This window comes from Ectopseudomonas oleovorans, assembly GCF_029845265.1.
Classification (GTDB): Bacteria; Pseudomonadota; Gammaproteobacteria; order Pseudomonadales; family Pseudomonadaceae; genus Aquipseudomonas; species Aquipseudomonas oleovorans.
The window spans coordinates 22,615-43,331 of the sequence record NZ_JAOCLK010000021.1 but is presented as its reverse complement, the minus strand read 5'-3'; the positions used below and the strand labels follow the sequence as shown (position 1 = coordinate 43,331).

Below are 20,717 nucleotides of genomic sequence, written 5' to 3'. Positions count from 1 at the left end.
GTTACACTGCTTGGCTCATTTTTATCGAAGCCTGTTGCATGTCACGCCCTCGCCCTCCCGCCAATCGCCGTCCTGCCGCGCCACGCCGAGTGGCCAAGGCGCCACCCGCGCAGCCGCGCCTGTTGCTGCTGAACAAGCCGTTCGACGTGCTGACTCAGTTCAATGACGAGCAGGGCCGCGCCACGCTCAAGGATTTTGTCGATGTGCCCGGTGTCTACCCGGCCGGTCGTCTGGATCGCGACAGTGAAGGCCTGCTGTTGTTGACCAACGACGGTCGTCTGCAGGCGCGTATCGCCGACCCCAAGCACAAGCTGGCGAAGACCTACTGGGTGCAGGTGGAGGGCGAGCCGAGCGAGGAGCAACTGCAGCAATTGCGCACTGGCGTGATGCTCAACGACGGCCCGACTCTGCCGGCCGAGGCACGGCGCCTGGACGAGCCCGAGCTATGGGAGCGCAACCCGCCGGTACGTTTTCGCAAGAGCGTGCCGACCAGCTGGCTGGAACTGGTGATTCGCGAGGGGCGCAATCGTCAGGTGCGGCGCATGACCGCTGCGGTTGGCCTGCCCACCCTGCGCCTGGTGCGCGTGGCCATCGGGCCGTGGCGGTTGGATGGGTTGCAGCCTGGGCAATGGCGTGAGGTGCCCGCGCAGTTGCCGTAGAGGCGCGCGGATTGCCTGATGAAGCACTGAAAATCCATATACCGTCACTCCCGCGCAGGCGGGGGCCCAGTTTCTAGGTTCCCGCCTTCGCGGGAATGACGACTGTTTCAGAACCTAGTGTGTCGTGGGACCGCCTGGGCTGCGCGCACCCGTGCTCAGGGCTGCGGTCGATTTGTCGCAGCTGCGACCCTGGCGACCCTGACCTGAATCAATAACCGGCCTTGATCACGGCGATACCTTTGTTCAGCACTTCACGCCAGGCCTGGCGCACGTCTGCGTCGCACTCCTTGTCGTGTTCGCTGATGGTCGCCAGCAGTGCGTCGAGCCACAGGTCGTAGAGTTCCGGGCGAATGTCCAGATGCTGGCGCGAATGCGATTCGCCGAGGGCGCGCAGCTTGGTGTCGGGCATGCCGCGGGCGTGCATCACCAAGTTGAGGATGCCCTGACGCAGCAGCTGCTTCTGCGCGCTCATGTCGGTGTCGACGAACTTCTCGCGAATCAGTGGCGAGCTGGCGAGGAAGTGGCGGTAGAAACTGTCGAAGAAATCCGGGCTGGCGCAGCAGCGTCCATAGCTCTGCATCACCAGATTGGCGGCGCTCATGTGTAACTCCTTGAATAGGCGGCAGGTCGCATCGAGACGATGGCCTGGTTTCAATCAGACGTAGTGCACTGGCCGAGTGGCTTAGCCGTGAATGCCGCGCGCGGTCTCGATGATGTAGGTGATGATCGGCTTGGCGAGGAAGGCGAACAGGCACAGGCCCAGGCCGAGGAACAGGATGGCGGTGCCGAGGCGGCCGGCCTTGGACTTCTTCGCGAGGTCCCAGATGATGAAGAACATGAACAGCATCAGGCCGCCCACCAGGACGTACATCATCAGGGCTTCAAATTGTTCGGTTTCCATGGTGCCTCGTGATTCGGACGGAAAACGCAGGGCGGAAATTATACGCGCCTGACCCAGGGCGCGGCATGATCCGCCTCACCCTGCGACTTTCAGTCGCGCAGGTGCTGCAACGGCAACTGCGTGCTGGACAGAATCTGCTGCAGCACGAAGCTCGAACGCACGCTGGATACTCCGTCGATACGGGTCAGGGTGCCGAGCAGCAGCTTCTGATAATGATCCATGTCCGGCACTACCACTTTGAGCTGGTAGTCAGCGTCCATGCCGGTGACCAGGCAGCATTCCAGCACTTCCGGGCATTTGCGGATTTCATCCTGAAAGTGCTCGAAGCGCTCGGGTGTGTGTCGGTCCATGCCGATCAGCACGTAAGCGGTCAGGCTCAGGCCGAGCTTCTTGCGGTCGAGCAGGGCGACCTGGCCGGTGATGTAGCCGTCGTCTTCCAGCTGCTTGACCCGGCGCGAGCAGGGCGATGGCGAGAGGCCGATACGTTCGGCGAGTTCCTGGTTGGACAGGGCAGCGTTGCGCTGCAATTCGGCGAGAATGTTCAGGTCGTAACGGTCGAGTTTGTCCATTTTTCATCTGGCTCATTATTTGATTGCGCTAGATAGTGCTCCCTTAGTTGTAAATTGCGCAATTGGTAAATTTGTAAGCAATATTAGCAATCTTATTTCGGCGCGGCGGGCGTAAGCTTTCTCTCAGTTTCACGGCCCGGACGACAAGTCCTACCGGCCTCGCCCAACCAGGTGAGCCGGCGCCGACGGTCCTACCGGACCGCACCGGCACCCGGGTCCGCACTGCCCAACCAGGCAGGCGACGAAAGCGGCGACAACATCGCCAGCACCGGACAGATTCCCCGAGGGGGCCGCAAGGCCCCTTTTTCTTGCCTGGCATTTGCGACGGCCGCAAGCCGGGGCGCTCAGGTCAGTGCTGGATCACTTCCTGCGGGTCGGCGTGTACCAGTACCTCGGCACGCGGATAGTGATCATGAATGGCCTTTTCCACGGCGACGCAATGGGCGTGGGCCTGCGACAGGCTCATCTCGCCCGGCAGTTCCAGGTGCAGCTGGACGAACCAGCGCGTGCCGGAGATGCGCGTGCGCAGGTCGTGGGCGCCGAGCACGCCCGGTACGGCTGTGGCCAGCGCGTACATGTGCTGGGTGGTTTCGCCGGGCAGTTCCTCATCCATCAGCACGGCAATCGCGCCGCGCACGATGCTCAGGGCGCTCCAGAAGATATAGACGGCGATACCGATGGCGAAGATCGCATCCATCTGCTGCCAGCCGAAGCGGGTCAGCAGCAGGGCAAGCAGGATGCTGCTGTTGAGCAGGATATCGGAGCGATAGTGCAGCGAATCGGCATGGATGGCCGTGGAGCCGGTTTCCCGCACCACCTTGCGCTGGAACGCCAGCAGGGCCACGGTCAGCGCCAGCGACAGCAGCATCACCGCGATGCCGATACCCTCGGCTGCCAGCGGCTGCGGCGACTGCAGGCGCTCGACGCCTTGCAGGCCGATGAGTACGGCACTGATGCCGATGAACAGCGCCTGGCCGAGCCCGGCCAGCGCTTCGGCCTTGCCATGACCGTAGCGGTGATCCTCATCGGCCGGGCGCAGGGCGAAGTGCACGGCGATCAGGTTGATCAGCGAAGCGGCGCTGTCGAGCAGCGAATCGGTGAGACCCGCCAGCAGGCTGACCGAACCACTCAGCCACCAGGCAATCGCCTTGGCCAGCACCAGGGTCAGCGCCACCGTCAGCGCTGCCCGGGTGGCCAGGCGCATCAGCCTGGCGTGCTGGGGTGTATGCATGCTGTCAGGCTGCCGGACGCAGACCGTAGGCGGCCAGTTGTTCGGCGCTACCGCTGTGCTGGATCAGACGCGGATCGTCGAGTGGCAGTTGATGGCCGGTGCTGGTCTCGATCAGTGTTTTCAGGGCGTACTGGTCGACCTTGCCGTCCTCACCGATCAGCTGCTTGAGCTGCTGCGGATCGATCTGAGCGGTCTGGCCTTCGGGCAGGTAGATGGCGCCGGTGGCGAAGTCGATGGCGAAGGCGATCAGGCCAGGAATCACGTAGAACAGGATACCGATGGCGTTGGCCCCGGCGATCACCGGGTCAATTTTACCTTCGATCTGGCCACGGCGATCCGGATAGAAGATCGAGCCGCAAGCGGTCAGTTGAGCGAGCAGGGTAGCGGCGACAACGCCGACGATAACGCGGGATTTCGTGCGCATGAGCACCTCCAGAAAAAAGTGGCGCAACTATAGCAAGGCGATGATTGCAAAACTGCAGCGCGCTGTTTCAGACCCGCAAGTTGGCAGGCGGTTCGCCGTTATAATCGCCGGCCTGCTGTGGAGAAATGATGAATACCCTGCCGATCGATTCGCTGCTGCCCGCCCTGCGCGATGCCTTGTCCGCCCGTCACGAAGCCGTGCTGGAGGCGCCGCCCGGCGCCGGCAAGACCACCCGCGTGCCGCTGGCGCTGCTCGACGCGCCCTGGCTGGCGGGGCAAACCATCCTCATGCTTGAGCCGCGCCGCCTGGCAGCGCGTGCTGCGGCCGAGCGCCTGGCCAGCGAGCTAGGTGAGCGAGTGGGCGAGACGGTTGGCTATCGCATTCGCCTGGACAGCAAGGTCGGGCCGAACACGCGCATCGAAGTGGTCACCGAGGGCATCCTCGCCCGCCGCTTACAGGACGATCCGGCGCTGGATGGCGTCGGCCTGGTGATATTCGATGAATTTCACGAGCGCAGCCTCGATGCCGATCTGGCCCTGGCGCTGACGCTCAATGGCCGCGCCATGTTCCGCGGCGCAGACAGTGGCGAGGCGCCGCTCAAGGTGCTGCTGATGTCCGCCACTCTCGAAGGCGAGCGTCTGTCGGCATTGCTTGGTGATGCGCCGGTGCTGCGCAGCGAAGGGTGCATGTTCCCGGTGGATATCCGCTGGGGGGCGCCGTTCCAGGCAGGCGAGTGGATCGAACCGCGCGTGCTGCAGACGCTGCAGCAGGCGTTGGCTGATGAATCCGGCAGCCTGCTGGTGTTCCTGCCCGGCCAGGCCGAGATTCGCCGCGTGGCCGAGCAGTTGCAGGAGGCGCTGGGCAATCGGCCGGATGTGCTGGTCTGCCCGCTGCACGGCGAACTGGACCTGGCTGCCCAGCGTGCGGCCATCGAGCCGGCCCCGGCAGGCAAACGCAAGGTGGTGCTGGCGACCAACATCGCCGAGACCAGCCTGACCATCGACGGCGTGCGTGTGGTCATCGATGCCGGCCTGGCGCGGGTGCCGCGCTTCGACCCGGCCAGCGGCATGACACGCCTCGACACCCAGCGCATCTCCCGCGCTTCGGCCACTCAACGTGCCGGTCGTGCCGGGCGCCTGGAGCCGGGCGTCTGCTACCGCTTGTGGTCGCAGGCGCAGCACGAACAGCTCAGCGCCTATTCCAGCGCGGAAATCCTGCAGGCCGATCTGGCCGGCCTGGCTCTGCAACTGCTGCGCTGGGGCGTGACGCCGCAGGAGCTGAGCTGGCTCGATGTGCCACCGCCAGCAGCCTATGCCCAGGCGTTGGATCTGCTCGACCGCCTCGGCGCGCTGGACGAGCGTGGTGCACTCAATGCCCATGGCCAGGCCATGGCCGAGCTGCCGAGCCATCCGCGTATCGCCCATCTGCTGCTGCGTGGCCAGGCGCTGGGGCTCGGTGCGCTGGCCTGCGACCTGGCGGCGCTGCTGTCGGAACGCGATATTCTGCGCGGCGGTGGCGCTGATCTGCAGGGTCGCCTGGCCCTGCTCAGTGGCGAAAGCCGCGCCACTCGCTCTGCCCAAGGCGGCGTGCAGCGTGCGCGGCAACTGGCGAAACAGTTTCACGGGCTGATCAGGCATCGGCCGGTCACTCAGGCGGTGAGCGACCCCGAACATCCGCGCTGGCTCGGCTGCCTGCTGGCTTTCGCCTACCCGGATCGCATCGCCCAGCAGCGCCGCGCCGGTGGCGCCGACTACCGCCTGGCCAATGGCCGCGCCGCGCAGTTCGGTGAAACCGATGCCCTGATGAAGCACGAATGGCTGGTGGTCGCTGACCTGGGCAGTCGCCAGGGCCAGCGCGAGGAGCGCATCTACCTGGCTGCCGATCTCGACCCGGCGCTGTTCGAGCGTGAGCTCGCCGAGCTGGTCGCGACGCTGGACGTGCTCGACTGGGACGAGCGTGAAGGCGTGCTGCGCGCCGAGCGCCAGCGCAAGGTCGGCGAGCTGGTGCTGGAACGCCAGGCGCTGGCCGCGCTGGACGAGGCGGCGCGCGGCCGTGCGCTGGTCGGCCTGGTACGGCGCAAGGGGTTGGAGCTGCTGCCCTGGACGTCGGAGCTGCGCCAGTGGCAGGCGCGGGTGGCGTTGTTGCGCGAGCTGGACCTGCAGCAACAGGGGCAGAGTGAGTGGCCGGACTTGTCCGATGCTGCCCTGCTGGCCAGCCTCGAGCAGTGGCTGACGCCATTCTTAAGCAAGGTCAACCGCCTCAGCCACTTCGCAGGCCTCGATCTGCCCTCGATCCTGCAGACGTTGCTGCCCTGGCCGCTGCCGCAACGCCTCGACGAGCTGGCGCCGCGCGCACTGAGCATGCCGTCCGGCTCGCGCATCGCCATCGACTACACGGAAAACCCGCCGGTGCTCGCCGTGCGCCTGCAGGAGCTGTTCGGCCTGGCCGCGACGCCGCGCATCGCCGGCGGACGCCTCGGCCTCAAGCTGCATTTGCTGTCACCGGCCCGCCGCCCGGTGCAGGTGACCCAGGATCTGGCCAGTTTCTGGGCCAATACCTACGCCGAGGTGAAGAAGGATTTGAAAGGCCGCTATCCGAAGCATTACTGGCCGGAGGATCCCTTGATTGCCGAACCCACGGCGCGCGCCAAACCAAGAAAGTGAGGGGTGAATGTTGACTCTGAACGTCGGGCCGCTGGCCCTGGGTGTCACCCATGTGCTGCTGTTCGCCAGCTTGCTGCTGGCAACCCTGGTCGGCTGGTTGATCGGGCGTCGGCACGGTTGCAACCCCGAACGCCAGCTGTTCCGCGCACTGCTGGTCGGGCTGCTGGTGGCACGCCTGGCCTTCGTGCTGGTGTATGCCGAGTTCTACCGCGATGCGCCCTGGCGTGCCCTGGATATTCGCGACGGTGGTTTCATCGCCTGGCCGGGTGTACTTGCCGGGCTGGCAATGGGTGTCTGGTATTGCTGGCGCCAGGCGCGGGTGCGCCGGCCGTTGGGCGTTGCGATGGCCGTTGGCCTGACGCTGTGGCTCGCTGGCAACCTGATGCTGCACGCGCTGGAGCAGGGCACGCGCTTGCCTGATCTGCAGGTGCGCGACATGCAGGGCCGCCCGGTGAACCTGCGTGATTACGCCGGCCAGCCGTTGGTGGTCAATCTGTGGGCGACCTGGTGTCCGCCGTGTCGGCGTGAGATGCCGGTGCTGATGCAGGCGCAGCAGCGTGAGTCGGCCATCACCATTCTCTTCGTCAATCAGGGCGAAAGTGCTGCGTTGGTGGCTGATTTTCTCGCCGCGCAGCACTTGAGCCTGGATCATCTGCTGCTCGACGAACAGGTCAAGCTGGGGCAACTGGTGGGCTCGCGTGCACTGCCCACCACGCTGTTCTACGACGCCGAGGGGCGGCAGATTGGCAGCCATCTCGGCGAGCTGTCGCACGCGAGTCTCGAGCGAGCGCTGGCCAGGCTGCGCGGCGATTGAAGGGTCAGTACAGCTGCAGATCCTCGCCGGCATCCTGCAAGCGCTGATAGGCCCGGTCCAGATCATCGCGCAGGCGCTCGGCATCAGGCGCACGTCGCGAATAGATCAGCCGCAGCGGCAGACGCTGTACCTCGACGAAGGGCAGTTCAGCCATGCCCAGCGTGCGCATGGCCTGTTCAACGGGCGCCTGGTAGTCCAGCAGGTAGTCGCCACGTCGGCGCTGGAGCATTTCCAGGGCCGAGGTGTGGTTGGCGGTACGGTGATGAGTGATATTGCGCGCCGGATCTGTCAGCCATTGATTGACGTCCTGCCAGTAGCTGTAGCCGGTGATCAGGATCACCCCACGATCCTGCAGATCATCCGGAATGCGCGGTGCAGGTGTGTCGTGGCGAAAATACAGGTTGAGGGTGATCTCCCCCAGCAGGTGCTTGCCTTCGAGGGTGTGCTCGACCAACTGCGGTTTGCCGGATGCGCCAGCCCAGAGCTGGATGCTGCCATCGAGCAGGCCGCTGTAGAGTCGTGCGCCGGGGTAGGAGCGAAAGTCGGCTTCATAGCCTGCCGCCTCGAGCAGGCGCGCCGTCAGATCAAGCCCCGAGCCGCTGGGTTGACCCTGGGCGTCGGTATAGGAAAAGGGCGGAAACTCGTAGTACCCCACATGAATGCGTGGCCTGACCTCGGCAGTGCAGAGAGCCGGCAGCCAGAGCAGGGCAATGAGTAGCAGGCAGAAGCGTTTAGGCATTTGGATCGCGGCGATTGGCCGTCTTGTCTTTTTTTTGTAATACCCGGCTAGCATGGACAAAACCGGGTTGGCTTGTCCAGCCCGGTTCATTCCTGGCTGGGCAGGAAGAAACGCCCGATCACCGGCAAATGATCGGAGATCGCCAAGGTATCGCGCTGGCGAACCTGGCTGGCGAGCGGGGTCAGGCGCGGGCTGTAGAACAGGTAGTCGAGGGTGCGATCCGGGCCACTGGCGGCCGGGTCGTTGGGATAGTGGGTGTACCACCGCGCCTGCTCTGTGCCGCTGGCCTGCTGCAGGGTGGGGATCATCGGGTAGCGACGGGCCAGGTCCCGCAGTTCGCTGTCGGCGGCGTACCAGCTGCGCTGATCTTCCGGCAGACGCTGGAACTGACCCGGTGGCAGCAGGTTGAGGTCGCCACCCAGCACCCAGGTCTTGCCCGCGTCCTGTAGCTGCTGGAGCAGGGCATCGGTCATCTGCACCTGGCGTTGCATGGTGCTCTGGCCCTGAGCAAAGGCATCGAAATGGGTGTTGATCGCCACCAGTTCCTCGCCGCCACGGATAGGCAGGTAGCTGACCAGCAGCGCGCGCTTGAGCTGGAACTGGCTGCTCAGCAGATCCGTTTCGAGCATGGGCAGTTGCAGGCGTTCGGCGCGGGCGATCTGGAAGCGGCTGAGGGTGCCCAGCTTCATGCCGACGCTGCCGAGAATGCGTGGGTGCGGGACGAACGCGGCCTTCCAGTAGAACGCCTGGCTGCTGCAGGGGTAGAGGTCGCCCAGGCGCGCCTGCAGCAGGGCCAGTTGATCCTGGTGGTCGCTGGCCCTGGCGTTATCGTGCAGCTCCTGCAACAGCACCACATCCGGTTGCTCGGCACGCAGCACACGCACCACTTCATCGAGCGTCAGCGCCAGCGCTTCACTGCTCGGGCGCTCGTCCGGTCCATCGCCGCCGGGCAGGTCGTACCAGAACACGTAGCGCTTGCCGGCCAGGTACTGCACGTTCCAGGTCATCACCTTGAGTGCCTGGCCGGGCTGCAGCTGCGCAACCTGCCCGCTGCATGACACGGCTGCTTCTTCATGGGGCAGCGGGCGCCAGGTCAGGCTGTACACCAGCGCAATCAGCACAGCGAGCAATGGCAACACAATGAGCAGGAGCAGGCGAAGCGGGCGAGGCAGGGACATGGCGAAACGGGCGACTATGCTGGAAGGAGGCGAGGATACCTGACTGCGGCCTGTCGGCCCAGGCATGCGCGATCCTGCCGGGAGGTTGCGATGAACCAGCCGCTGATCGCTCAGCGTGGCCCCTACGCGGTGGATGTGGAGGTCGGGCGGGATTATTTCTGGTGCCGTTGTGGGCGCAGCGCCAGCCAGCCATTCTGCGATGGCAGCCACAAGGGCAGCGGGCTGACGCCACTGAAGTACCATGCCGAGCGCGCCGAACAGGTATTTTTCTGTGGCTGCAAGCACACAGCCACGCCGCCCTGTTGCGATGGCAGCCATAACAGGTTGTAGTGTCGCCGAGTCCAGGGCAGCGGGAGCAGCGCATGTATCGCAAGGTATTCGCCAACAAGGTGTTCGACCGCAAGGTCGTACTCATCACGGGTGGTTGTGCCGGCATCGGTCGCGCCTTGGCGATACGCCTGGCCCAGGCTGGTGCGCGCCTGGTGATTCTCGATCTGCAGCAGGCAGCGCTGGACAGCCTGGTGCAGCACCTGGCCGATCATCACAACGCCGAGGCGCTGGGGCTGCTCTGCGACGTGGCTGACGCCGAGGCGGTGCAGCGCGCGGTGGCGCTGGTGGTGGAACGTTTCGGCGGTATCGATGTGTTGGTCAACAATGCCGGCATCACTCATCGCAGCACCTTCGCCGAGACCAGTCTGGAAGTGTTCCAGCGGGTCATGGCGGTCAACTATTTCGGCGCGCTCTACTGCACCCAGGCAGCGCTGCCCAGCCTGATTGCCCGCGGCGGGCAGATCATCGTCCTCAGCTCACTATCGGGTATCGCGCCGTTGCTCTATCGCAGCGCTTACAACGCCAGCAAGCACGCGCTGCATGGCTTGTTCGAGACGCTGCGCTTTGAGCTCAAGGGCTCGGGTGTGAACGTGATGCTGGTGTGCCCAGGTTTTACCGCGACCGACCTGCGCAAGAACGCTCTGGTCGGTGACGGCTCGGTGGCTGCCCAACCGCCCTTGGCGATGGGCAAGGTGGCCTCGCCGCAGGATGTCGCCGAGGCCATCTATCATGGGGCACTCAAGCGTCGGCGGCTGCTGGTGTTGTCCAACGTCGATTGGCGCGCCCGGGTGCTGGCGCGCTTCTTCCCGAGGTTGTTCGAGCGGGTGTTGCTACCGCGGCTTTCCGGGTTGCGGCCACAGCGTTCGGGGCGCAATTGATGCGTCTTTGGCTACTCGCACTGTTGATTCTGACGCCTCTGTGCCGGGCTGGCGAAGGCGAATCCCTACGGGTGATGACCGACCTCTGGCCGCCCTTTCGCATGGAGGACGAGAACGGTCAGTTGCAGGGGCTGGATATCGATCTGCTGGCCTTCGTCCTGGCCGCCGGCTGCCAAAGCTGCCTCGTGAAAGGCATGCACCGAGGCCTTGTCCGGGGCGACGAAGCCGAAGTGACTGCCGTTGCCGAGGGTCGCCGGCTGACCATTGATTGGCGTCTGCATCCAGAACTCCGGGTAATCGCGGCCGAAGGCCACCGCCCCAGGATGGCGCATGATTTCCCGACAACCGAGGGTGGCAAGCACCTTGGCGTAGAGGGTGCTGGTAGCCTCGAAGTCATTGGTGCCGATGGATACGTGGGACAGGATGCTGGGGTTCGTTTCGCTCATGGCGCGCTCCGGGCCGGGGAAAACAGCAAGCCTAGTCACTGTTCTCACCATTTGCCGCCTGCTGCGGTTCGAGCAGCATGAACAGGCGGAACAGCACCACGATGGCGAACAACTGCAGGAAGCCGTTGCCGGTCTGATGCAGCACCCATAGCAGGGTGTCGCTCTGGCTCGGCTGCGTCCACCAGTCGAGCAGCCACAACGGCACCAGCACGTTGGCCAGGCAGGTGAACACCGGCCAGAAGCGCCCCTCGGTCAACGTGAAGCTGGCCTGCAACGCGCGTAGCGGCGGCTCCTGGCGCAGTACCAGAATCAGTTCGGAGAAGGCCAGGCGCATCATGATCCAGATGCCCGGCACGATGAACAGCGACAGGCCGAGCATGATTGCCAGAGTGCTCAATCCGGTCATCAGGGCGAAGGTCGGCCACAGTTGCAGCCCGGCCGCGAACAGCTGCGCGTTGCCGGGCGTCTGGCCGATGCTGCGCGCATGCAGGAAGAGAATCAGCGGTGCGGCATACAGCGGGTAGAAGAGTATGCCGAGCAGCACGCCATAGGCCGGGTTGGCGCCTTCGCCGAGCTGGGCGGCGAGGATCGTCTGGGCGATGGCTTCGAGCAGCAACAGCGGCAGGGTCAGGCGGGCAATGGCCAGCAGGTTGTGGCTGGAGAAAAACCAGGCGTCGCGCAGCACGGACAGAGGCTTCATCGGCAGGTTACCAAGTGTGAGGGCGTGGGCGCTGTGGCCGTTCGCCGGGGCAGTCGAATGGGTTCAAGAGTACTCCAGCTGCGCGTTGGGCTGCGCCTTGAGCAGACGCGGCAGTTCGCTGCCGGGCACTTCCAGGGTCAGTTCGGGTGGGCCGGGTGAATACAGCAGGAAGTCGCAGGCCAGCACCGCGCGGTCGATCAGCAGGGTGATGCCGGCGTCATGGCCGAACGGACAGGCACACATCGGCACGCAGCCGGTTTGCTCGATCAGTTCCTCGTCGCTGGCGATGCGCGGGCGACTGCCGAGCAGCGTCTTGAGCCTGGCCCAGTCGGCGCGGGCGCCTTCGAGGCTGATCAGCATGGCGTAGCGTTGAGCACCGGTGCGCAGGAACAAACTCTTGCTCTCCACGCCGCGCAGGCCGAAACGTTGGCGCACGGCATGGGCGGTGGGGTAATCCAGCACCGGCTCATGCTCGACCAGGCGGTGGCTGATTCCCTGGCTCTGGAGCAGGTCGAGGTTACGCTGGCACAGCTGTTGTAGAAACGTCATGGCGCCAAGGATAGGGGCTGCGCCGCGCTCGGGCCAGCCCCGGCCGCATCCGCGGCCCAGCTCTGGCATACTGGTGCCTTCGTCGCCCCCGAGGACTCCCGGTGAAGAAGATCGCCGTATTCGCCGATGTGCAGAACCTCTACTACACGGTGCGCCAGGTCTATGGCTGCCACTTCGACTACAGCGTGCTGTGGGCCGAGGTCAGCCGCCGTGGCGTAATCGTCGAGGCGTACGCCTATGCCATTGACCGTGGTGACGCCAAACAGCAGCAGTTCCAGCAGACCCTGCGCAAGCTGGGCTTCACCGTGAAGCTCAAACCCTACATCCAGCGCAGCGACGGCTCGGCCAAGGGCGACTGGGATGTCGGCATCACCATTGACGTGCTCGATGCCGTCGAGCGCGTCGACGAGATCGTCCTGGCCTCCGGTGACGGCGACTTCGACCTGCTGCTCGAGCGCGTGCGCAGTCGTGGCGTCGAGGCCATCGCCTATGGCGCGCCCGGGCTGACGGCGCAGTCGCTGATTCGCGCGGCCAGTTTGTACGTGCCCATCGAGGGTGAATTGTTGCTGCGCAATCACTGAGACGCTGTCAGCAGGTTCACCGCTGTGCTCGCCATGCTCATGTATTTCAATACACTCCGCTTGCTGCGCGCAGGCGAAACGCGACCTGCCATCGCTCGCGACGACTTTTTCACATGTTCTGAGGTTTTACGTGGAATCCATTGCCGTCATCGACTTCGAAACCACTGGCGTGTCGCCGGCTCAGGCGCGCGCCACCGAAATCGGCGTGGCGATCATCGAGGACGGGCGCATCGTCGACCGCTACCAGAGCCTGATGAATAGCGGCGCCTGGGTGCCGCCATTCATCGAGCAGCTCACCGGTATCAGCAACGCCATGCTGCGCAAGGCGCCGCCGTCGGAGCAGGTGATGAACGAGGTGGCCGACTTCATCGGCGAAAGGCCGTTGCTGGCGCATAACGCTTCCTTCGACCAGAAATTCTGGGACGCCGAGCTGGCGCGGGTACGCCGGCGTCGTGCGCAGCCCTTCGCCTGTTCGCTGCTGCTGTCGCGCCGTCTGCTGCCCGAGGCGCCAAGCCACAAGCTGGGCAACCTCAATGCCTGGGCCGGCCTGCCGGATACCGGCCGCGCCCACCGTGCGCTGGCCGATGCCGAGATGGCAGCGAACCTGACACTGCACCTGTTCGGCCTGTTGCGCGAGCGCCATGGCCGGCACCAGGCCGATCATGCCTTTCTCTGCCAGTTGCAGAATCTGTCGGCGGCCAAGGTGCGGGCGTTGTTGGCCACATCGTAGCCCGGCTTACATCGTACGCCGCTTCTTGTGTAGGAGCCCGCTTGCGGGCGATTGGCAACGGATCGCCCGCAAGCGGGCTCCTACAAGCGGGTTGGCACGGGTAAACTACGCGCCAGTTCTTTTACTTCCTGCGGTTACCCGTCATGACCTTCGCCTCTCTCGGTTTGATCGAGCCGTTGCTGCATACCCTTGCTGATCTCGACTACCAGACCCCGACCCCGGTACAGAGCCAGGCCATCCCGGCCGTGCTCAAGGGTCGTGATCTGATGGCCGCGGCGCAGACCGGCACCGGCAAGACCGCTGGTTTCGCCCTGCCGCTGCTGCAGCGCCTGACCCTGGAAGGCCCGCAGGTCGCCAGCAACAGCGTGCGCGCGCTGGTGCTGACGCCGACCCGCGAGTTGGCCGAGCAGGTGCTGCAGAGCCTTTTGAGCTACGGCCAGCACCTGCCGCTGACCAGCTATGCGGTGTACGGCGGGGTCAGCATCAACCCGCAGATGATGAAGCTGCGCAAGGGCGTCGATGTGCTGGTGGCCACGCCGGGGCGACTGCTCGACCTGTATCGGCAGAACGCGGTGAAGTTCTCCCAGTTGCAGACCCTGGTGCTGGATGAGGCCGACCGCATGCTCGACCTGGGTTTTGCCCGCGAGCTGGACGAGCTGTTCAGTGCACTGCCGAAAAAGCGCCAGACCCTGCTGTTCTCCGCCACCTTTTCCGATGCCATCCGGCAGATGGCCGGCGAGCTGCTGCGCGACCCGCTGTCGGTCGAGGTCAGTCCGCGCAACGCTGCTGCCAAGACCGTCAAGCAATGGCTGATCCCGGTGGACAAGAAGCGCAAGAGCGAGCTGCTCCTGCACCTGCTGCAGGAAAAACGCTGGGGCCAGGTGCTGGTGTTCGCCAAGACCCGCAAGGGTGTCGATCAGCTCGAACAGGAGCTGCTGGCCATGGGCGTGTCAGCCGATTCGATTCACGGCGACAAGCCACAGCCGAGCCGCCTGCGCGCACTGGAACGCTTCAAGGCTGGCGAGGTGCAGATTCTGGTGGCCACCGACGTGGCCGCGCGTGGCCTGGATATCGATGACCTGCCGCTGGTGGTCAACCTCGACCTGCCGATCAACGCCGAAGACTACGTGCACCGTATCGGTCGTACCGGCCGCGCCGGCAGTACGGGCGAGGCGATCTCCCTGGTCTGCGCCGACGAGGTGGATCAACTGGCGGCGATCGAGAACCTGACCCAGCAATTGATCAAGCGTGTCGATGAGCCGGACTTCATCCCCGATCACCGCGTACCGCTGACGGCGGTCGGTGGCCAGGTGCTGAAAAAACCGAAGAAACCCAAGCAGAAGCTGATCCCCGGTGCGGGCGCCGCGAAGAGCGGCGGCAGGGGCAATATTCACCTCGGCCGCTGGTTCGAGGAAGAGGACGCCAAGCCCAAGGCCAAGGCTGTGCGCAAGGTACCGAGCTTCGGCAGCAAGCCCAAAGGCGGCAAGAAGTAGGGCAGCGCACTCAGTTGTAGCACGGGTGAAATCCGGGGCAGATCGCTCGCGGCTAAAGCCCCTCCCACATGGCAGGACATGTTCCGTGGGAGGGGCTTTAACCGCGACGGCCATGGCGCATGGAAACCTAGAACCGTAGCCGGGTGCCCAATTGCACCACGCTTTCCACTTTGCGCTCCAGCCAGGGGCGGTCAATGTCCGGGAACAGCTCGAACAACGAACGCCCCTGTACCTGGTCCGGCCCCAGCCCGGAATGGTTCTCCATGAAGGCATTCCACACTTCGAGGCGGTATTGGCGGTCGAGCACCACCACGCCGACGTCGATGCATTGCGCGATGTCGAGCAGCCGGTGAACTTCCTTGATATCGATCTGTGCGGGCATCGCCTCACTCCATCAGGTAGTCGATCTTGTTGGTCAGGCGTTTGATCGAATCTTCGGTGAACAACAGCAGATCGAAGTGGATGGCATGGCCTTCCAGGCTATAGCTGATCTCCACGGCCAGGGTTTTGCCCCAGCGCTGGCGGTTGACCTGGATCAGCTGGTCGAGACTGGCATGCTGGCCTGGTCCAGTAACATCTCCGAGGTTTGCGCTTTGTTCTCCGGCTGCCAGCCGAGCAGGCACGCCATGTCGTCCACTTCCGAGTCATGGAACAGCAGCAGCGCCTCTCCGGCGATGGTCTCGCCGATGAAACCCTGGCAGATGGCGCTGAAGCGCTCGCCGCCCGGCCCACCCTACAACTACACGGCATGCAACCAGTCGAGTAGGCCCAGCGCCGCGACCCGCCCGCTGGCGAAGCAGGCGGTGAGCAGGTAGCCGCCGGTGGGCGCTTCCCAGTCGAGCATTTCACCGGCGCAGAACACGCCGGGCAGGGATCTGAGCATCAGTCCTTCGTCCAGCGCCGCGAAGGGCACGCCGCCAGCGCTGCTGATCGCCTCATCTAGCGGCCGAGGGCGCAGCAGGGTGATCGGCAGCGCCTTGATCCAGGACGCCAGAGCAGCCGGTTCGGCAAATGCGGCAGCCGGCGCCAGTTCACGCAGCAGGGCAGCCTTCACGCCGTCCAGCCCGGCCTGGCGATGCAGGTGCTTGGCCATCGAGTGCTTGCCGCGTGGCTTGGCCAGCGCCTGCAGCAGCTTGACCAATGGCATCCGCGGCAACAGGTCGAGGTGAATCACGGCCTGGCCGTCGGCCTCGATGGCGCTGCGGATATCGGCGGAAAAGGCGTACACCAGGCTGCCTTCGATGCCGCCTGCAGTTAGCACGAACTCGCCGATGCGAGGCGCCTGGCCAGGCAGGCTCAAGGCGACGTTCTTCAGTGGCGCCCCGGCGAATTTTTCCCTGAGATGATCGCTCCAGCCCTCGACCTCGAAGCCGCAGTTGCTCGGCTTCAACGCCGCGACCTCGATACCGCGCGCCTGCAGCAGCGGCACCCAGGCGCCATCCGAGCCCAGTCGCGCCCAGCTACCACCGCCCAACGCCAACAGGCAGGCATCGGCGGCCAGGGCGCGCTCGCCGTCCGCGCTGGCGATGCGCAGGCTGCCATCGGCGTTCCAGCCCAGCCAGCGGCTGCGGGTGTGGATCATCACGCCCAGCTCGCGCAGCCGGCGCAGCCAGGCGCGCAGCAGCGGCGCGGCCTTCATGTCGCAGGGGAACACACGGCCGGAGGTGCCGACGAAGGTGTCGATACCCAGGCCATGAATCCACTCGCGCAAGGCATCAGCGTCGAATTCGCGCAGCAGCGCTGCGATCTCGGCCTGACGCTCGCCATAACGGCCGATGAAGGCGTCCTTGGACTCGGAGTGGGTGATGTTCATGCCGCCGACGCCGGCCAGCAGGAATTTGCGCCCCACTGAGGGCATGGCATCGAACAGCTCCACGCGCACGCCGCCTTGCGCCAGCACTTCGGCAGCCATCAGCCCGGCAGGGCCGCCGCCGATGATGGCGACGTGATGAGCGGTGGTCGGGCTGTCTGTGGTCATGGTGGCGGGGCGGTCAGGGAACGGCTGTGCATTCTACCAGGCAGTTGAAATACGTAGGCGAGGCAGGCAAGACAATACCTATGGCGGCCCCGCAAAAACAGCCGAAAAACGGTCGGAGTCGCGCTCGACTTTACGTGCTGTAAATGAGCATTTTGACTGGGCTCGCACGCGAGGCTGTTTTTAACGCAGTATTGCCAACGCAGGTAGTTTTTCAGCAGCCTGGTACCCGAGTGCTCCCCGGCCTTGTCATTTGCCCTGGGTTGGGGCAGGTTCAGCTCGAACCTTTTCGGCTGGAGCCTGTTATGTCCCAAATCTGCCCCGACATCGATCCCGATGGCCTGCTCGAATATTCGGTGGTCTACACCGACCGCTCGCTGAACCATATGTCGCAGTCGTTCCAGGGCGTGATGCGCGATATTTCGTCCACCCTGAAGCAGGTCTACAACGCCCACGCCGTGGCAGTCGTGCCCGGCAGCGGCACCTACGGCATGGAGGCGGTGGCGCGGCAGTTGGCGACCGAGCAGACGTGCCTGGTGATCCGCAACGGCTGGTTCAGCTACCGCTGGACGCAGATCTTCGAGATGGGCCGGATTCCCGCCGAAGCCCATGTGCTCAAGGCGCGCCCAGTCGCCGAAGGCCCGCAAGCCGCCTTCGCTCCGGCGCCGCTGGACGAGGTGCTGGCGAGCATCGCCGCCGAGAAACCGCAGGTGGTGTTCGCCCCGCACGTGGAAACCTCCTCGGGGATGATCCTGCCGGACGACTACCTGCGCGCGGTGAGCGATGCGGTGCACGCCGTCGGCGGCCTGTTCGTGCTCGACTGCATTGCCTCCGGCACCCTCTGGGTGGACATGCAGGCCTGCGGCATCGACGTGCTGATCAGCGCCCCGCAGAAGGGCTGGAGCGCCTCGCCGTGTTGCGCGCTGGTGATGCTCAGCGAAGCCGCCCAGGCGCGCGTCGAAGCGACGCAGAGCACCAGCTTCGCCTGCGACCTGAAGAAATGGCTGCAGATCATGCAGGCCTACGAGCAGGGCGGCCACGCCTACCACGCCACCATGCCCAGCGATGCCCTGGCGCGTTTCCGCGACGCCATGCTGGAGGCCAAGGCCATCGGCTTCGCCAAGGTGCGCGAGCAACAGCAGGAACTCGGTGATAGGGTGCGCGCACTGCTGGCCGCGCGCGGCTTCAAGAGCGTCGCCGCCAAGGGCTTCGAGGCGCCGGGCGTGGTGGTCTGTTACACCGACGATGCGCAGATCAAGACCGGCGCCAAGTTCGCCGCCGTCGGCCTGCAGATCGCCGCCGGTGTGCCGCTGCAATGCGACGAGCCGGCCGACTTCCAGACCTTCCGCCTGGGCCTGTTCGGGCTGGACAAGCTGGGCAATATCGAGCGCACCGTGGCGACCCTGGAGCAGGCGTTGGACAAGGTGCTGGCCGGCTGATCGTCAGGATCACGTAGGGCGGGTGCAACCCGCCACTGGCGAATTGGCGGGTTTCACCCGCCCTACAGGGCTAGTCCAATCCTCGCGCTGCCATACCGTGGTTGCTCTGTGAGGGGAGATGCTGTCGCGGAGGGGGATGCCTTCTGGAGGCGGGTGCAACCCGCCACTGGCGAATTGGCGGGTTTCACCCGCCCTACGAGTGTCTAGCCCAACCCGCGCGCAGCCCAAACCCTCGCCGCGCTGTGATGCAGGATACCGTGGCGGCGGGCGAGGGCGGCGTGGTCCTTGGAGTAGCCGCCGCCAATCACCCCGAGTACCGGGATATCGCGGCCCAGGCAATGCTGCAGCACGGCTTCGTCACGGGCGGCAAGGCCCGCGTCAGTGAGTTGCAGGTAGCCCAGGGCATCGTCCTTGTGCACGTCGACACCCGCATCGTAGAGCACCAGGTCCGGTTGGTAGATCGGCAGCAGGTAGTTGAGGATGTCGTCCACCACCTTTAGGTAGTCCTCGTCGCCCATGCCGCGCGGTAGGGGGATATCCCAGTCGCTCTGCGCCTTGCGTGCCGGGAAGTTCTGCTCGCAATGCAGCGACACGGTAACGGCGTCCGGTTCGTCTTCCAGCAGCCGCGCGGTGCCGTCGCCCTGATGCACGTCGCAGTCGAAAATCAGTACGCGGTGCACGCGGCCAGCTTCGAGCAGATAACGGGCGATCACCGCCAGGTCGTTGAAGATGCAGAAACCGGAGGGGAAGTCGTAGTGCGCGTGGTGCGTGCCGCCAGCCAGGTGGCAGGCCAGGCCGTGACGCAGCGCCAGTTCGGCGGTCAGTAGCGAGCCGCCCACGGCGCGCACGGTACGTCGTGCCAGGGCATTGCTCCAGGGCAGGCCGAGGCGGCGTTGGTCCTCGTATGACAGCTCGCCAGCCATGTAGCGGGCGATATAGTCCGGGCAGTGAACCAGGGCGAGAATCTCCGCCGGGCACAGCTCGGGACGTTGCAGTTCAGCATCGGTGGTCAGGCCGCTGTCGACCAGGTGATCGCGCAGCAGACGGAATTTCTCCATGGGGAAACGATGCCCGGCCGGGAAGGGCGGGCTGTAATCCTCGTGGTAGACCAACGGTAGTGGCATGCAGTGCGTGCTCATCGAATCGACGCGCTATGGTCGCAGCCAATCGAGACAATCGCCACGCCCCTGATCGAAACCTTCTCCGAGCCTGGCCCACAGTACTGGCTAGTGCCAGCGCTGTGGGCGTGGCCTGGTGGGCAACGACTCAAGTGGTGCAATCGGCGATCAAACCGTCAGAGCACGGATAGTGGGGTCGCTTATTCTCCCGGCCACACGCGCATCACGCGATAAGGCGGTTTGCCGCTGTCGGTGCCACCGGTGAAGGCCGGGGTTTTGTACAGCTGATTGACCGAGATATACAGCCAGCCGTCGTGGCCCACATGCACGCTGTCCGGCCAGTCCAGTCGGGCGTCGCGTACCAGCGGCTTGAGCGCGCCGTCGGTATCGAGCAGGTCGATGCCATTGTCGTTGAGATTGGTGAAAAAATGCCGTCCCTTGGCGTCGGTGCCGGCGCCGTCGGAAACGGGCTTGGCGCCGACTCGCTGGATGGCCGCCGCGATTTGCTCGTCGCTGGCGCCGTCACGCAGCAGCTTGCTGGGCAACGAGTACCAGGTCTTGCCGTTCATGGCGCCGAAGTACAGGGTGGCATGGTCGACCGACAGGGTGATCGGATTGACCGCCACGTTGGCAGGCTTGCCCTGGAACTGAATCGGCACGCCGCCGATGACCATCCTGGCGTCGGGTTCTGCTTGCAGCGCGGCATGACCGCTGAAGCGCCGCGTCTTGCCGCTGCTGATTTCTACGGCGATCAGCCCGGGGTTGGCAATGTCCGCCAGGTAGATCCAGCCCTCTTTGTCGTCGACGGCCAGGTCCTGGATAAAGCTGTCTTTGGGCGCGATATCGGCAGGCAGTTCGATACGATACAGCTCACTGCCAGTCGCAACATCGAAGCCCCACAGGCGTGTCTTGCCCAGGTTCAGGCCCATGTCGGTTATCCACAGGCGGTTCTTGCCATCGATGGCGATGCCCAGCGGCGTATCGATCTGCGCATCGTTGGCAGCGGCGGTGCCGCGTTGCAACTTGCTGGTGGGCCAGGGTTTGTAGCTGTCGCGGCCGGTGATTTCGATCAGTTGAGCGGTAGTAGGCTCGCCGAAGGGATGGACCGTGGCAAACACCCGGTTGTCCGCGCTGGGGGCGACGTTGCCGGGGCGGATCGGCAGTTCGGCGACCACTTCCAGGTCGCCGACCTTGGCAGCAAGGGCCGAGTTGAAAAACGGCAAGGACAGAGCCAGCAGGGTGGCGCTGGCTGCACGGCGGATGGGGCGAGAAAGAGATGTCATTACAGGTTTCCTGTTGT

At 64.9% G+C, this 20,717-nt stretch carries 22 protein-coding genes and 2 pseudogenes; 9 read left to right on the top strand and 15 right to left on the bottom strand.

From position 1 onward, the window contains the following. Positions 1-38 precede the first annotated feature (38 nt). On the top strand, positions 39-659 hold the full coding sequence (locus N5J71_RS12610) for a pseudouridine synthase (RefSeq protein ID WP_424960567.1): 621 nt from the start codon (positions 39-41) through the stop codon (positions 657-659). A gap of 208 nt (positions 660-867) precedes the next feature. On the opposite strand, the gene N5J71_RS12605 is transcribed toward N5J71_RS12610, so the two are convergent. The 5 genes from N5J71_RS12605 to N5J71_RS12585 form a co-directional block, all read right to left on the bottom strand. Continuing rightward, complete coding sequence (locus tag N5J71_RS12605) at positions 868-1,260, bottom strand: globin (protein ID WP_099526229.1); 393 nt, start codon at positions 1,258-1,260, stop codon at positions 868-870. Positions 1,261-1,341: 81 nt separating this feature from the next. Continuing rightward, complete coding sequence (locus N5J71_RS12600) at positions 1,342-1,560, bottom strand: DUF2788 domain-containing protein (RefSeq protein WP_003240295.1); 219 nt, start codon at positions 1,558-1,560, stop codon at positions 1,342-1,344. 89 nt (positions 1,561-1,649) lie between these two features. Continuing rightward, positions 1,650-2,129, bottom strand: a complete 480-nt coding sequence (locus tag N5J71_RS12595) for an Lrp/AsnC family transcriptional regulator (RefSeq protein WP_004424680.1) — start codon at positions 2,127-2,129, stop codon at positions 1,650-1,652. Between the two features lie 349 nt (positions 2,130-2,478). Then, positions 2,479-3,360 carry a cation diffusion facilitator family transporter gene (locus tag N5J71_RS12590; protein ID WP_004424676.1) on the bottom strand — a complete coding sequence of 294 codons (882 nt, stop codon included), beginning with the start codon at positions 3,358-3,360 and terminating at the stop codon, positions 2,479-2,481. A 4-nt stretch (positions 3,361-3,364) separates the two neighbouring features. Next, the gene (locus N5J71_RS12585; RefSeq protein ID WP_257597992.1) at positions 3,365-3,784 is read right to left on the bottom strand and encodes a periplasmic Zn2+ metallochaperone PmcY; all 420 of its coding nucleotides are present in this window, start codon (positions 3,782-3,784) and stop codon (positions 3,365-3,367) included. 128 nt (positions 3,785-3,912) lie between these two features. On the opposite strand from N5J71_RS12585, the gene hrpB reads away from it, so the two are divergent. Together hrpB and N5J71_RS12575 are read left to right on the top strand one after the other, a co-directional pair. Beyond that, entirely contained in the window at positions 3,913-6,447 is a 2,535-nt protein-coding gene (hrpB, locus tag N5J71_RS12580) for an ATP-dependent helicase HrpB (RefSeq protein WP_279916956.1), read from the top strand. Between the two features lie 7 nt (positions 6,448-6,454). Next, positions 6,455-7,261 (top strand): TlpA disulfide reductase family protein, encoded by an 807-nt coding sequence (locus tag N5J71_RS12575; RefSeq protein WP_147810768.1) that lies wholly within the window; start codon positions 6,455-6,457, stop codon positions 7,259-7,261. A gap of 4 nt (positions 7,262-7,265) precedes the next feature. Here the strand turns inward: N5J71_RS12575 and N5J71_RS12570 are convergent, their stop codons facing one another. Both N5J71_RS12570 and N5J71_RS12565 read right to left on the bottom strand, forming a co-directional pair. Next, on the bottom strand, positions 7,266-8,000 hold the full coding sequence (locus tag N5J71_RS12570) for a substrate-binding periplasmic protein (RefSeq protein WP_279916955.1): 735 nt from the start codon (positions 7,998-8,000) through the stop codon (positions 7,266-7,268). Positions 8,001-8,086: 86 nt separating this feature from the next. Continuing rightward, complete coding sequence (locus N5J71_RS12565) at positions 8,087-9,178, bottom strand: endonuclease/exonuclease/phosphatase family protein (RefSeq protein WP_279916954.1); 1,092 nt, start codon at positions 9,176-9,178, stop codon at positions 8,087-8,089. Between the two features lie 90 nt (positions 9,179-9,268). Between N5J71_RS12565 and N5J71_RS12560 the strand changes: the two genes are divergently transcribed. Both N5J71_RS12560 and N5J71_RS12555 read left to right on the top strand, forming a co-directional pair. Next, on the top strand, positions 9,269-9,508 hold the full coding sequence (locus N5J71_RS12560; RefSeq protein WP_116617940.1) for a CDGSH iron-sulfur domain-containing protein: 240 nt from the start codon (positions 9,269-9,271) through the stop codon (positions 9,506-9,508). Positions 9,509-9,540: 32 nt separating this feature from the next. Next, positions 9,541-10,386, top strand: a complete 846-nt coding sequence (locus N5J71_RS12555; protein WP_116617941.1) for an SDR family oxidoreductase — start codon at positions 9,541-9,543, stop codon at positions 10,384-10,386. Between the two features lie 65 nt (positions 10,387-10,451). Here N5J71_RS12555 and N5J71_RS12550 read toward each other — a convergent pair whose 3' ends face one another. The 3 genes from N5J71_RS12550 to N5J71_RS12540 all read right to left on the bottom strand — a co-directional run bounded on the left by N5J71_RS12550 (position 10,452) and on the right by N5J71_RS12540 (position 12,081). Further along, entirely contained in the window at positions 10,452-10,832 is a 381-nt protein-coding gene (locus N5J71_RS12550) for a VOC family protein (protein ID WP_242408893.1), read from the bottom strand. A 31-nt stretch (positions 10,833-10,863) separates the two neighbouring features. Next, entirely contained in the window at positions 10,864-11,532 is a 669-nt protein-coding gene (locus tag N5J71_RS12545) for a YciC family protein (RefSeq protein WP_004424651.1), read from the bottom strand. A 63-nt stretch (positions 11,533-11,595) separates the two neighbouring features. Then, positions 11,596-12,081, bottom strand: coding sequence for a YbaK/EbsC family protein (locus N5J71_RS12540; protein ID WP_039965044.1), 486 nt, complete (start codon positions 12,079-12,081; stop codon positions 11,596-11,598). A gap of 101 nt (positions 12,082-12,182) precedes the next feature. On the opposite strand from N5J71_RS12540, the gene N5J71_RS12535 reads away from it, so the two are divergent. The 3 genes from N5J71_RS12535 (at position 12,183) to rhlE1 (ending at position 14,885) form a co-directional block, all read left to right on the top strand. Further along, positions 12,183-12,662 (top strand): LabA-like NYN domain-containing protein, encoded by a 480-nt coding sequence (locus N5J71_RS12535; protein ID WP_004424647.1) that lies wholly within the window; start codon positions 12,183-12,185, stop codon positions 12,660-12,662. A gap of 130 nt (positions 12,663-12,792) precedes the next feature. Continuing rightward, on the top strand, positions 12,793-13,392 hold the full coding sequence (locus N5J71_RS12530; protein ID WP_004424645.1) for a 3'-5' exonuclease: 600 nt from the start codon (positions 12,793-12,795) through the stop codon (positions 13,390-13,392). 143 nt (positions 13,393-13,535) lie between these two features. Next, positions 13,536-14,885 (top strand): RNA helicase RhlE1, encoded by a 1,350-nt coding sequence (gene rhlE1 / locus N5J71_RS12525; RefSeq protein WP_084340285.1) that lies wholly within the window; start codon positions 13,536-13,538, stop codon positions 14,883-14,885. 139 nt (positions 14,886-15,024) lie between these two features. On the opposite strand, the pseudogene N5J71_RS12520 reads toward rhlE1, so the two are convergent. The 3 genes and pseudogenes from N5J71_RS12520 to N5J71_RS12510 form a co-directional block, all read right to left on the bottom strand. Next, a pseudogene (locus N5J71_RS12520) lies at positions 15,025-15,267 on the bottom strand (PAS domain-containing protein); the annotation flags it as partial. Positions 15,268-15,271: 4 nt separating this feature from the next. After that, positions 15,272-15,606: pseudogene (locus N5J71_RS12515) on the bottom strand (response regulator); the annotation flags it as partial. Positions 15,607-15,624: 18 nt separating this feature from the next. Beyond that, entirely contained in the window at positions 15,625-16,863 is a 1,239-nt protein-coding gene (locus tag N5J71_RS12510) for a TIGR03862 family flavoprotein (protein WP_092377600.1), read from the bottom strand. A 302-nt stretch (positions 16,864-17,165) separates the two neighbouring features. On the opposite strand from N5J71_RS12510, the gene N5J71_RS12505 reads away from it, so the two are divergent. Further along, positions 17,166-18,299 carry an aminotransferase class V-fold PLP-dependent enzyme gene (locus N5J71_RS12505; RefSeq protein ID WP_074855307.1) on the top strand — a complete coding sequence of 378 codons (1,134 nt, stop codon included), beginning with the start codon at positions 17,166-17,168 and terminating at the stop codon, positions 18,297-18,299. Positions 18,300-18,502: 203 nt separating this feature from the next. On the opposite strand, the gene N5J71_RS12500 is transcribed toward N5J71_RS12505, so the two are convergent. Then, on the bottom strand, positions 18,503-19,423 hold the full coding sequence (locus N5J71_RS12500; RefSeq protein ID WP_279916953.1) for a histone deacetylase family protein: 921 nt from the start codon (positions 19,421-19,423) through the stop codon (positions 18,503-18,505). Between the two features lie 194 nt (positions 19,424-19,617). Beyond that, positions 19,618-20,700 carry an L-dopachrome tautomerase-related protein gene (locus N5J71_RS12495; RefSeq protein WP_279916952.1) on the bottom strand — a complete coding sequence of 361 codons (1,083 nt, stop codon included), beginning with the start codon at positions 20,698-20,700 and terminating at the stop codon, positions 19,618-19,620. Positions 20,701-20,717 lie beyond the last annotated feature (17 nt).